Source organism: Pseudomonas sp. NMS19W, assembly GCF_051554255.1.
Taxonomy (GTDB): domain Bacteria; phylum Pseudomonadota; class Gammaproteobacteria; order Pseudomonadales; family Pseudomonadaceae; genus Aquipseudomonas; species Aquipseudomonas kribbensis.
This window is the reverse complement of sequence record NZ_CP136718.1, coordinates 4,089,596-4,101,526: the sequence shown is the minus strand read 5'-3', so window position 1 is coordinate 4,101,526 and position 11,931 is coordinate 4,089,596. Positions and strand designations below refer to the sequence as shown.

Genomic DNA, 11,931 nt, shown 5'->3' with positions numbered 1-11,931 from the left:
AGATCAGTGAATGGTAAGAAAGACTTATGCAGTTACCGTCAGTAATCGGCACCCGCGACAACGATCAAGACAGTATTGATCTTCTCGGCATATTCGGCAGTTTGATTGATCAGAAATGGTTGATCGGTGCCTTCACCGGCGCGTTCATGATGACCGGCGTCGCCTATGCGATTCTGGCCACACCAGTGTATCTGGCCAACGCGCTGGTGCAGGTCGAGCCGAAAAAGAACGACATGCTCGGCTTCTCCGATCTCAACAGCATGCTGGGGGGCAGTCGCCGTCCGTTACAGAGATCGGCATCATCAAATCCCGTGCGGTAATCGGCAAGACCGTCGACGATCTGCGCCTGGACATTGACGTCACCCCCAATACTTTCCCGGTGATTGGCGGTTTTCTCTCCCGCCGCTATCGCGGTGAAACCGAACTCAGCGTCGCGCCGCCACGTTTCGGGCTGAGCAGCTACGCGTGGGGCGGTGAGCGTCTGGAGTTTGCCCGGCTCGATCTGCCCAAGGAACTGCTGGGCAAGAAACTCAGCCTGATCGCCGGCGAGCAGCAGCGCTTCCAGTTGTTCGACGACAATGACAATCTGCTGGCAGAAGGCACTGCCGGTGAAGCCTTCGCACAGGATGGCGTAGAAGGGCAGATCACGCATTTGCAGGCCAACCCAGGCACCCGATTCGAAGTGGTGCGCTACCCACGGATCGTGACCATTCAGGGCTATCAGGACGCGCTGGATATTTCCGAACAGGGCAAGGAGTCGGGGATTATCCGTCTGGCCCTGGCCAGCACCGACGCCGCTGAAGCGGTGAAGATCCTCAACAAGATCGCCTCGCTGTACGTGGACCAGAACGTACGCCGTACCTCGGCCGAAGCCGCGCAGAGCCTGGCCTTCCTGCAAAGCCAGTTGCCGCAGGTCAAACGCGACCTGGCCAAGGCCAGCGATGCGCTCAATGCCTACCAGACGCGCGGCAAGACCGTGAACATCTCCCTGGAAACCCAATCGGTGCTCGGCCAGTCCGTCGCCCTCGAAACGCGGATTTCCGAGCTGAAAATGCAGCAGGCAGAGATGGATCGCAAGTTCACCAGGCAGCATCCGGCCTATCGGGCACTGATGACCCAGATCGCTGAATTGACCCAGCAACAGAAGTCCCTGGAAGGCAAGGTTGGCGACCTGCCGGCCACGCAACAGGAACTGCTCAACCTGACCCGCGATGTCGAAGTGGCTTCGCAGATCTACACCCAGTTGCTGAACAAGTCCCAGGAACTGGACATCATCCGCGCGGGCGCCGTGGGCAACGTGCGTCTGGTGGATTCGGCGGATGTCGACCTGACCAGTCCGGTCAAACCAAAGAAAGCCCTGATCGTGCTGATCGCGACCTTCCTCGGTGCCTTCGTCGGCGTGGCGCTGGTGCTGTTGCGCAAGTCCTTGAGCAAGGGCCTGGAAGGGCCGGAAGCCATCGAGCAGCTCGGCTTGCCGGTCTATGCATCAATCCCTTACAGCGCCCTGCAACAGGAAGAGGACACCAAGAAAGTCCGTGCCAAGGTCACGGCGGACACTCCGGCCTATCTGCTGGCCCTGCGCAATCCGACGGACCTGTCCATCGAGTCGATCCGCAGCCTGCGCACTTGCCTGCATTTCGCGGCGCTGGATTCGACCAACAACCGCATCATGATTTCCGGCCCGAGTCCGCAGGTCGGCAAGACCTTTGTGTCGTCCAACCTCGCGGCGGTCATGGCCCAGAGCGGCCAGCGTGTGGTGTTGATCGATGCCGACATGCGCAAGGGGCATCTGCACAAGACGCTGAACACGCCGATCACCAACGGCTTGTCGGACCTGCTGGTCAAGCGCTGCACTTTGGAGCAGGCGATCAACAAGGTCGAAGTCGACAACCTGCATTTCATCAGCCGGGGCCAGGTGCCGCCCAATCCTTCCGAACTGCTGATGCACGCCAATTTCCGCGAACTGCTGGCGGAACTCAGCGAGCGCTACGACGTGGTGATCATCGACACGCCGCCGCTGCTGGCGGTGACGGACGCGGCGATTGTCGGTCGCGAAGCGGGCATCAGCCTGATCGTCGCGCGCTTCGGGGTGAACCCAGCCAAAGAGGTCGAACTGACGATTCGCCGCTTCGCCCAGAACGGCATCGAGTTGAAAGGCGCGGTGTTCAACGGCGTCGAGAAGCGTGCGGCCAGTTACTACGGCAACGGCGGCTACGGCTATTACAACTACGAATACGCGTCCGACAAATCCTGAGCTTCAGCGATTGTTCTTACAGGCAACAAAGTGGGTGGGTTGTGAAAAAAATACTGCACGTGGCTGAAACGATTAAAGGTGGCGTGGCGACGGTGATCCGCACGATTTCGGCGTCTCCGGACGATGAGCAAGCCAACTACGAGCTGGTGTATCTGGTGCCGCAGGATCAGGAAAAGGAACTGCACGGCATCGCCCCGCAACAGATCCGCACTTTCGAGCGAACCGGGCGCAATGTGCCGTCGTTGCTGCGTTTTGCCTGGCGACTGATGCAAGTGATGCTCAAGGAAAAACCTGATGTGGTGCACCTGCACAGCACGTTTTCCGGGGTGATCGGCCGTTGCGTGTGCGTGCTTCTGCGGCCGTGGCGCAAACCGAAAATCGTCTACTGCCCGCATGCCTTTTCGTTCCTGATGGAAAGCTCGCCGATCAAGCAGAAAGTCTATGCGTGGATCGAACGCGTGTTGCAGAAGGTCACCGACACGATCATTTGCGTCAGCCAGTACGAGCTGGATAAAGCAGCAGCGTTCGGCATCGAGCGCAAACGCATGCGACTGATCTACAACGGCATTCATCCCAAGGATGACCAGCGCAAGGCCGAGGATCCACAGCCGATTCACCTCCTGTTCGTCGGTCGACTCGACTATCAGAAAGGCTTCGACGTGCTGCTCAAGGCCTACGCCAAGACCGGGCGCAACGACCTGAAACTGACGGTGGTCGGCAGTGCGGTCAACGAGGCGACGGTCGAGTGCCCGCCAATGGACGGTGTTCAGTACCTGCCGTGGGTCACGCCGGCCGAGGTCAACGCGCTGTATCAGCAGGCCGATGCGCTGATTGTCCCGAGCCGCTGGGAAGGCTTTGCCATGGTGCCGCTGGAAGGCATGGCGCTGGGCCTGCCGGTGATCGCCAGCGACTGCACGTCGTTGCCGGAGCTGGTGACCCACGGGGTGTCCGGTTACGTGTTCCCCACCGGTGACCACCACGCGCTGGCCGATCGCCTGAAGCAGATCCAGAAACCCGCATTGTCAGCCCTCGGCATCGAAGGCCGGCGCATCGTCCGCGAGCGCTTCAGCGCCGCGTTGATGATCCGCCAGACCTACGACGTGTATTCCGCTCCCTCCTATTAAGTAGAACGCCGCTCATGAACGTAACGATTTTGCATGGCTACAGTGCCTCCAATTCCGGTGATGGTCTGCTGGTGGATCTGGCCATTGCGCTGGTGCAGCGCAACTTTGGCGAAGACACCGCGATCAGCGTCGTGGCCTCCGATCCGGATTCCTTCAAATACCTGCCGCACCCGCGCTTTGACGCGCCGGTCATGGCAGCCAAGGGCCTGGGCCGGGTCAAGCAGGCGGTATTCCTCAATCAGTCCTACGCCGGGCTGGCGGATCTGCTGAAGAAAACCGATCTGATCGTCGGCGTTGGTGGCGGCTACATGCGCTCCAAAAGTGCCTTCGAGCACATCAAGCTGAAACTGGGCCACGCCAAGCAACTGGAAACCGCGATCCTCAGCAAAGTCCCATCGGTGTACCTGCCGCAAAGCATCGGACCGTTCCATGGTGACAGCGACAGAATCGTCGGCCACTACGCCAGCGCCGATGCGGTGTTCGTGCGCGATAACCGCTCCTCGGCGTTGTTCGATGCCTGCGAGAATGTCTACCGCGCACCAGATCTGGCGGTGCAGGCCCTGGCCGGCAAAATCCTGCAGCAACCCAAGTTCACTCGCTGCGCCTCAACGCCGGCCACGGTGTGCGTGGTGCTGCGTAAACCGCCGGCCTGGAGCAAGGAAAAGAAGCTCGCCTACGTCGCCAACCTGAAGGTGCTGCTGCAGCGCTTGAAGAACAAAAGCAAAGTGGTCTGCGCGGTGCAGAGCGCTGTGCGCGGCAACGATGACGGCGCGTTCTATCGCGAATTGGGCATCACCGAAGACCTGCTGTCGTTGAAGGCCACGATTGCCAAATATCAGCCGGATCTGGTGATTTCCGTGCGTCTGCACGGGGCGATCGAATCGCTGCTCTCCGGCGTGCCGGCGTACCACATCAGCTACGAGCGCAAAGGCTTTGGTGCCTATCAGGACATGGGCGTCGAGGACTGGGTGATCAACGGTGGCGACATCGATGTCGACACCATCATCGACACGGTTTACGCGCCTGACGCGCTGTCGAATTTCGGCAAACGCCTGACCGACACCTGCCGTGAAATCGAAGCCAAAACCGTGGCCATGGACGACATCATCAAGGGCGTCATTCGATGATATTCCGCTTGTTGCTGCGCGGCGGAGCACTGGGCGCGAAGTTCCTGCTGGTGCTCGCCATCACCCATTACCTCGGTTACGAGGCGCTGGGCTTTTACGGCGTGGTGGTCGCGGCGTCGTTGATTGCGTCGAAGTTCTACAGCGTCGGTTTCAGTTCCGAGATCAATCGGTTGATCAGCGTGGGCGGCAGTTCGCGCCGGGTGGTGGACAAGGTTCTGCTGCTGTACCTGGCCGTAGGTTTGCTGTTGTCGGTGCTGACGGTGCTGATCTATTCACTTTTTCAGCAGGTCGAGGCGACGGCTGCACTGATCGCCTGTGTGACCCTGGTCCTGCTGACCGAGCATCTGTCGTTCGAAATCAACTCGTTCGTGTTTTCCGCGCAGAAAGCCACGGCGGGGGCGCTGCTGTTCTTCATCAAGACCGGCCTCTGGGCACTGCTGGCCGTGGGCGGAATGATGCTCGGCTGGGTGTCGGGGATCGCCAGCGTGTTGTGGCTGTGGGTCATCGCCAACGTGTTGGTGATCGTCGCCGGTTACCTGATTGTGGTGAACGTCCATCGCGGGCGCGAAGAGGGGACGCTGGCGACGGCGACCGTGTGGAAAGCCGGATTGCCGTTCTACCTGGGCACCGGCCTGATCGCCGTGAGTCAGTACGCCGAGCGCTTTCTGATCATTGATCTGGAGCCCTACGCCAGCCTCGGTAAATATGTGTACGCCTGGTCGGCGGCCAACACCTTGCAGGCGCTGTCCTATGCGGTGGTGGCGGTGGTCGGCATCCCGGTGCTCGCCAAGCGTTACCAGGCCGATCAGCAACCATTTACGGTCAGGCAATTGTTCGTGAACAAATGGGTCGCGCGTTCGCTGGTGGTGTCAGCGGCCGTCGCGGTGGCGATTTATCTGTTCTTCAATGTCGTGCTCGATTACGTCGGTGCAGCGGTGCCACGCCCGGACAACGGAATTCTTGGCGTGCTGATCTTTTCCTTCGCCCTGCGAGCCATCGGCGACATCGTCTGGGGCGGGTTGATCGCATCGAAAAACAGCCGGGTCTCCCTCGCCAGTTCGGCCCTTTGCCTGCTGATTTCGGTGCCGGTCAGCTACGTGCTGATCAAGCACTATTCGATTTATGGCGCGGCTTGGGGCAACGTCTTCGGGATCATTGTGCAGCTCGGCGTGATTGCGCTGCTGACCCGTGCAACGCGCGCGAAAAAGGCTGTCGTGTCATGGGCCTGAAACTGCCGTGCATCGAGTTTCGCGGCAAGAAACTCGATTCCTCTCTCTCGTTCCTGATCCTGTTCACCGGCCTGTTTCTGTCGGTGGCCATGCCGCTGCTGATCCCCCGCGATCCCGGCCCGGATGCGATGACCCTGTGGTCGTCCTATGCCCGGGCCGATAACTGCAATTTCTGGAACCCGTTCTCGCCGGATCGCTCGTCCTACGAGTGTTCGGCGTTCCTGCTGCGGCCCACCGGGATCAACCTGACCAACGCCTGGGCCTACGGGATGTTCTGCAATTTCTTCCTCACGGCGATTCCGGTGGTAGTGTTCCGGCGCATGCCGCTGGCGATCTTCGGGACCCTGTGCCTGTGGGGCGTGGTGCGTTCGTTCTTTCTGGAAAACCTGACCAAGGAAATCATCGTGTCGGTGGCGGTGCTGAGCATTCTGTTCAGTTCGCTGACGCGCAAATATCGCGGCGGGTTTTTCCTGTCGGCGGTGATCTACGGTGTACTGATCCGGCCCTACTGGATTCTGTTTTCGCTGTCCTGGGTCGGCGTCTGCATGATGAAGAAGTACGTGTCGCGCATGACCTTCTTCCTGATGCTGTTCCTGTTCTACCTGGCAGTGGCCATGGCCATCCAGTTGGCGCTGGGCTTTCCGGTGTCATCGATTCGCGCCAGTAACAACGAACTGCGCACGGCGGGCGAGGAGGGGTCCAAGTCGCTGATCGTCTCGTGGCTCAGTGGCAGCGACTTCGTTTCGCAGGCCCTGGACTCGATGATCATTTTCTTCCGGCTATCGTTCCCGGTTGAGCTGATCCTGCTCTCCGGGCCGGGCCAGGTGATCTTCGTGGCGCTGATGATCATGACCGCGCTGTTGTTGTTCAAAGTCATCACCTCGACCGATTACAAAGGCGCGCCGATCCAGACCAAACCCAAGGAACTGATCGCGATTCCCCTGGCGTTTCTGCTGGTTCAAGGCTTGTTCGAACCGGACTTCGGCTCGTTCGCCCGACACTTTTCGATGGTGGTGCCGGTGTTGTTCGTGGGCCTGGGGTTGATGCTGCGGGCGAACAAACCGGTGCGGGTCGAATCAAGAATTCTGAATTGAGGCGGGTGCTTTATGTCGAGCAAGAAAAAGTCCCTGGAGATCGAAACCCTGCGCGGGCTCGCTTGCCTGTTGCTGGTGCTCTATCACGTGATCGGCCCGTTGGGCGGCGGTTTGAAAATCGACATCGGCTCGCCGTTTCGGGTGATCGCCGATTCGATGGTGTACGTGCGTATGCCGCTGTTTACTTTCATTTCCGGCTACATCTATTCCATCTACAAGATTCGCGGCAATGACTTTTCGGCGTTCTTCACCGGCAAGGTGCGGCGGCTGATCGTGCCGCTGTTTTGCGTGGGCGTGCCGTTCTCGGTGTTGCAGGCAGTGGGGCCGGGTGTGAACAAGGATGTCGGTGTGATCGATGCGCTGTTGTCGTTCTATGTGCCGGTCAACCACTTCTGGTTCCTGCAGGCGGTGTTCATCATTTTCATGTTTGTCGGCCTGCTGGAATGGCGTGGTTGGCTGCGCTCGGCGACGCGTCTGTACCTGCTGTTCGCGTTTTCTGCAGCGGTGTTTCTGTTGCCGCCGTTCAAGTTCGATGCGTTCGGCATCAACGGTGCGACCTATCTGTTGCCGTTCTTTGTGGCGGGGATGATCGGCCAGGAAAATGTCAGTGCATTGAAGCAACGATTCAAAGTCGTCGGCCCGCTGGTGTTCGTGCTGATTTCTCTGACGCTGTTGTATATCGCGGCGCTGGATCGTGAGCTGATCATTGATCGCCGCAGTCTGATCGGTCTGACGGTGGGGTGCGTGTCCTGTTTCGCGCTGCTGTCGAGTGACATGCGTTCGAAGGCGCTGACCTGGCTCGGTGGTTACTCTTACGCGATTTTCCTGTTTCATGTGTTGTTCGCCGCCACCTCGCGCTCGGTGCTGGGGCGTCTGGGCATCAAGGACGAAAGCGTGCTGGTGTTCTGCGGCGTGGCGTGCGGGTTGCTCGGGCCGGTGTTGCTGTCGACGATCTTCAGCCGGTTCAACTTCACGTCGGTGCTGTTTCTGGGCGAGCGTGCGGCGGCGAAAAAACCGGCGGGGAACGTCTCCCCGGCGCAGGTTTCGGCTAAAGGAAGTGCCTGATGGTTGCAGTGGATGACGCAGCGCCGGTCGCGGCATCGGTGGTTGAAGTCGGCGATGCTCGTGAGCGGTTTGCCCAGTGGCGCGAAGGCAAGGCCGGGAAGGTGTTGTCGGTCTCGGTGATCGGCGACAGCTACAGCGCCGGGCAGGATTTTTACCTCAATAAACTGGTGCAGCGGCTGGTCGGCGAGGTCGGGTTTGCCGGCCCCGGTTATGTCGGCTTCAACCATGGCGCGGCGCTGGGCGGCAGCCATTTCAAGTACACCCGCAGCAGTGAAAAATACTTCGGCGGCGACTGGAAGGTGTCGGACCTCGGCGTGGCCAGTCCTGACAGCCGTACCGTGACGGGAAGTCCCGGTGCATGGCTGCAGGTCGATGCGCATCCGAGCGCAGCGATAAACACCGCTGTCACTCAGGCAAAGTTACTTTTTCTGGGCAACGGCGAATCCAGTGAACTGCGCTATCGCTGGTCGCCCTCGGCGGACTGGCAGCCGCTGAGTCTCTCCGGCGCGGGCGTTCAGGAAGTCCCGTTACCGGGCACATCCGCCGCGACGGATTGGTCGTTCAGGCTGGAAGTGGTGAAAGGCGCGCCAACCCTGTTCGGCCTGTGGATGAGCAACGAGCAGGCCGGTTTGCGGGTGTCGAAACTGGCGGCGTCGGGTGCGGCATCCGGCGATTTTTATCATGCCGACGGTCAGTGGCAGACGCAGTGGAAAGCGGTGGTGTCGAAGATTCCGGCTGACATCTACCTGATCATGCTCGGCGGCAACGATCAGGGTTTCGGCGTGAAGCCCGAGCAGTACCTGAAGAACGTTCAGGGGCTGGTCGGAATGATCCGCGAGATTCAGCCGGCAGCGAGCGTCAACCTGATCATGCGCCAGGACACCACGCGTTCCAGCGCCTATCCGATGTCGGCCTACGCGCAGATTCTGGAGCCCTGGGCTCGCGAGCAGCATCTGGGTTTCGCCAATCTGCAATGCGCGTTCGGTACGGACGTCAAACGTTACGCGGCGGCGATGATCGGTCCGGACAAGATACATCCGGTGCCGGCCACGGGCGGGAAGGTGATTGCCGATTACTTCTATCGGATGATCGTCGGCGGCAACCACGGGACTTCCTGCGGCGCCGCCTCGAAATAAGAACTCAACCCTTGTCGAAGGTGTCGACGTGACCCAGAAGCTCTGCGGTCTTCTGCGGCATCAACTGCGTCACACAACGGGTTTCCACATTGATGATGATTGCCGGCTCGTTGCAGCAGAGGCGCACGCGGAATCGCCAGTCGCCGAGAATCACCTTCAGGCCGTCGCGGTCATCGACCTCCAGCGCCTGCTCGCCATAGATCCGTTTCAGATGGGCGAGCAGGGGATAGGGATCACGCAGCGGCCGGCGAATGTCGCCGGACGATGGAAACACGCCGATCCGCTCCACCAGCAGAATCGTCCCGAGCCAGGATTCATTGGCGCTGGGCAACGGCTGATGACGAGACAACCAGCTCATCACCCCGAGGTTGCCCACCTCCCGTTCAATGTCTGTCGAATGTTGTGCAATGTTCATGGTTGCCTCGCCGGATGTGGGTGGGGCGCCTTTCAGCGGCCCTTGAGGTAGACGTTGTCGTAGCAGAAGTTGGTCGCCTGCAGGTAACCCTCGGCGTCACCGCAGTCAAAGCGCAGGCCCTTGAACTTGTAGGCCAGCACGCAACCGTTCTGCGCCTGTTTCATCAGGGCGTCGGTGATCTGGATTTCGCCGCCCTTGCCGGGCTCGGTGTCGGCAATCAGGTCGAAGATGTCGGGTGTCAGGATGTAGCGGCCGATGATCGCCAGGTTGGACGGAGCGTCCTGCGGCGCCGGTTTTTCCACCATGTGATTGACCCGGTAAATGCCCTCGGAAATCGCTTCGCCCGCGATCACGCCGTACTTGTGGGTCTGGTCCCGGGGGACTTCCTGGATGGCGACGATCGAGCAGCGGAATTTCTTGTAGAGCTCGATCATCTGGGTGAGCACGCCGTCACCTTCCAGGTTTAGGCACAGGTCGTCCGCCAGGACCACGGCGAAGGGCTCGTCGCCGATCAGTGGGCGACCACTGAGAATTGCGTGGCCCAGGCCTTTCATTTCCACCTGACGGGTGTAGGAGAAGGTGCAGGTGTCGATCAGTTCGCGAGTGCCGGCCAGGAACTTCTCTTTTTCGGTGCCGCGAATCTGGTGTTCGAGTTCGTAGCTGATGTCGAAGTGGTCTTCGAGTGCGCGCTTGCCCCGACCGGTGACGATCGCCATGTGCTGCAGACCGGCGTCCCGTGCTTCTTCAACGGCGTACTCGATCAACGGCTTGTTGACGATCGGCAGCATCTCTTTCGGCATGGCTTTGGTGGCCGGCAAGAAACGCGTGCCGTAGCCGGCAGCGGGGAACAAACATTTACGAATCATAGAAGTTTCCTGGACATTCATGGCATACAGCCATCGGTTACATTGCAATAAGGAAAAGTTGCAAGTTGATGAAGCTGTACTTTAATACCTGAGTCAGGTTATGAGTGACAACGTTAGCTTAGTGTAAAAGGGGATAATGTTATTAGATGTCGGTTTGATAAATAACAGTTATTTTTAGTCGGTATCTGTTGATAGTGGTGAAAGTGCGGGAGTGCTAATAAGTACCGGGCAATACAGTTTGGCCTTTAAAAATATTTTTGGCCAGCGATGGAACTGTTTTTGTTTTGGGTTGTTGTCGCCCTGTTTGTGTGAAGCAAGACACACATTAAACAAGTTGGGCTTGACACGCTAGTTGGCACTTTTCCCACTATGGACCGCGCTATGAAGATTCTGGTAACGGGTGGCGCCGGGTATATCGGCTCGCACACCACACTCGCATTGCTTGAAGCAGGTTATGAAGTTGTCGTTCTGGATAATCTTTGCAACAGCAGCGACGCGGCACTGCACGCCGTGGAAGGCATTTGCGGCAAAAGTGCGCTGATGATTCGCGGCGATGTGTGCGACCGGGCGTTGCTGGACCGGATATTCCAGCAGCATTCAATTGACGCCGTCCTGCATTTTGCCGGGCTTAAAGCGGTCGGCGAGAGCGTGCGCAAACCGCTCGAATATTACGAAACCAACGTCAGCGGCAGCATCACGCTGTGCCAGGCGATGGCGGCGGCGGGGGTCTTCCGGCTGGTGTTCAGCTCTTCTGCCACTGTTTACGGCGAGCCTGAGCAGATGCCGATCCGCGAGGATTTTCCGACCGGCATTCCGACCAATCCCTACGGCCAATCCAAGCTGATCGTCGAAAACGTTCTGCGCGACCTGAGCCAGGCCGAGCCGCGCTGGAGCATCGCGCTGCTGCGTTACTTCAACCCGATCGGCGCCCATGCCAGCGGTCACATGGGCGAAGACCCGAGCGGCATCCCCAATAACCTGCTGCCGTACATCAGCCAGGTAGCGGTCGGCAGCCTGCAGGAGTTGTCGGTCTTCGGCGACGATTACCCCACGGCAGACGGCACAGGTGTGCGCGATTACATCCACGTCGTCGATCTGGCGGACGGGCACCTGAAGGCCTTGCAGGCCATCGACGGGCGCACCGGCATTCATACCTGGAACCTCGGCACCGGCGACGGTTACAGCGTGATGCAAGTGCTGCGAGCCTTCGAACAGGCGTGCGGCAAGCCAGTGCCGTTTCGGGTGATGCCACGGCGTTCGGGTGATATTGCCGAAAGTTGGGCCGACGCTTCCAAAGCGGAAAAAGAACTGGGCTGGAAAGCCACACGCAACTTGCAGGACATGGTTACCGATACCTGGCGCTGGCAATCGAATCATCCCCGGGGTTACCTGGAATGATGGCCATTTAGTCCAATGTTATTTTCGGTCAGGTTGTTAGATATCGTCGGGAAATTACACTGGCAATGCCTTTTGCAAGTCCGTAGATATAAACCTGCCGTTCGACTTTTATCAGTTGCGTAGGACTGTGAAAGAACAACGGATCTTGTTCGCGCTTTTTGCGACTTGAACTCTACCACCTCTAACGAAACACCCGATGTAACGGTGCAATGTTAGAAAGGAG

At 59.2% G+C, this 11,931-nt stretch carries 9 protein-coding genes and 1 pseudogene; 8 read left to right on the top strand and 2 right to left on the bottom strand.

The window, feature by feature from the left end; genetic code table 11:
- Window positions 1-26: 26 nt before the first annotated feature.
- From R1A29_RS18685 to R1A29_RS18655, 7 genes and pseudogenes are all read left to right on the top strand, one after another.
- Window positions 27-2,254 (top strand): annotated as a pseudogene (locus R1A29_RS18685) (polysaccharide biosynthesis tyrosine autokinase).
- A 41-nt stretch (window positions 2,255-2,295) separates the two neighbouring features.
- A complete protein-coding gene (locus R1A29_RS18680; RefSeq protein ID WP_318653959.1) occupies window positions 2,296-3,378 on the top strand; it encodes a glycosyltransferase in 1,083 nt (360 codons plus the stop codon).
- A gap of 14 nt (window positions 3,379-3,392) precedes the next feature.
- Window positions 3,393-4,505 (top strand): polysaccharide pyruvyl transferase family protein, encoded by a 1,113-nt coding sequence (locus R1A29_RS18675; protein WP_248743338.1) that lies wholly within the window; start codon window positions 3,393-3,395, stop codon window positions 4,503-4,505.
- The gene (locus R1A29_RS18670; protein WP_438299197.1) at window positions 4,502-5,734 is read left to right on the top strand and encodes a phosphoribosylaminoimidazole carboxylase; all 1,233 of its coding nucleotides are present in this window, start codon (window positions 4,502-4,504) and stop codon (window positions 5,732-5,734) included. Before R1A29_RS18675 ends, R1A29_RS18670 begins: the two co-directional genes overlap by 4 nt.
- A complete protein-coding gene (locus R1A29_RS18665; protein ID WP_119426978.1) occupies window positions 5,725-6,828 on the top strand; it encodes a hypothetical protein in 1,104 nt (367 codons plus the stop codon). Before R1A29_RS18670 ends, R1A29_RS18665 begins: the two co-directional genes overlap by 10 nt.
- Window positions 6,829-6,840: 12 nt before the next feature.
- Window positions 6,841-7,893 carry an acyltransferase family protein gene (locus R1A29_RS18660; RefSeq protein WP_438299196.1) on the top strand — a complete coding sequence of 351 codons (1,053 nt, stop codon included), beginning with the start codon at window positions 6,841-6,843 and terminating at the stop codon, window positions 7,891-7,893.
- A complete protein-coding gene (locus tag R1A29_RS18655; RefSeq protein ID WP_438299195.1) occupies window positions 7,893-9,029 on the top strand; it encodes an SGNH/GDSL hydrolase family protein in 1,137 nt (378 codons plus the stop codon). The genes R1A29_RS18660 and R1A29_RS18655 overlap by 1 nt, the downstream gene beginning before the upstream one ends.
- Before the next feature lie 4 nt (window positions 9,030-9,033).
- On the opposite strand, the gene R1A29_RS18650 is transcribed toward R1A29_RS18655, so the two are convergent.
- Together R1A29_RS18650 and galU are read right to left on the bottom strand one after the other, a co-directional pair.
- Complete coding sequence (locus R1A29_RS18650; protein WP_438299194.1) at window positions 9,034-9,444, bottom strand: mannose-1-phosphate guanylyltransferase; 411 nt, start codon at window positions 9,442-9,444, stop codon at window positions 9,034-9,036.
- Window positions 9,445-9,476: 32 nt separating this feature from the next.
- Entirely contained in the window at window positions 9,477-10,310 is an 834-nt protein-coding gene (galU, locus tag R1A29_RS18645) for a UTP--glucose-1-phosphate uridylyltransferase GalU (protein WP_007951629.1), read from the bottom strand.
- Between the two features lie 381 nt (window positions 10,311-10,691).
- On the opposite strand from galU, the gene galE reads away from it, so the two are divergent.
- A complete protein-coding gene (gene galE / locus R1A29_RS18640; protein ID WP_438299193.1) occupies window positions 10,692-11,708 on the top strand; it encodes a UDP-glucose 4-epimerase GalE in 1,017 nt (338 codons plus the stop codon).
- Window positions 11,709-11,931 lie beyond the last annotated feature (223 nt).

What these genes read in the sequence shown, in the direction of transcription:
- galE (WP_438299193.1), top strand. Translation starts at nt 10,692, where the DNA reads ATGAAGATTCTGGTAACGGGTGGCGCCGGGTATATCGGCTCGCACACC.
- R1A29_RS18675 (WP_248743338.1), top strand. Translation starts at nt 3,393, where the DNA reads ATGAACGTAACGATTTTGCATGGCTACAGTGCCTCCAATTCCGGTGAT.
- R1A29_RS18665 (WP_119426978.1), top strand. Translation starts at nt 5,725, where the DNA reads ATGGGCCTGAAACTGCCGTGCATCGAGTTTCGCGGCAAGAAACTCGAT.
- R1A29_RS18655 (WP_438299195.1), top strand. Translation starts at nt 7,893, where the DNA reads ATGGTTGCAGTGGATGACGCAGCGCCGGTCGCGGCATCGGTGGTTGAA.
- R1A29_RS18660 (WP_438299196.1), top strand. Translation starts at nt 6,841, where the DNA reads ATGTCGAGCAAGAAAAAGTCCCTGGAGATCGAAACCCTGCGCGGGCTC.
- R1A29_RS18650 (WP_438299194.1), bottom strand. Translation starts at nt 9,444, where the DNA reads ATGAACATTGCACAACATTCGACAGACATTGAACGGGAGGTGGGCAAC.
- galU (WP_007951629.1), bottom strand. Translation starts at nt 10,310, where the DNA reads ATGATTCGTAAATGTTTGTTCCCCGCTGCCGGCTACGGCACGCGTTTC.
- R1A29_RS18670 (WP_438299197.1), top strand. Translation starts at nt 4,502, where the DNA reads ATGATATTCCGCTTGTTGCTGCGCGGCGGAGCACTGGGCGCGAAGTTC.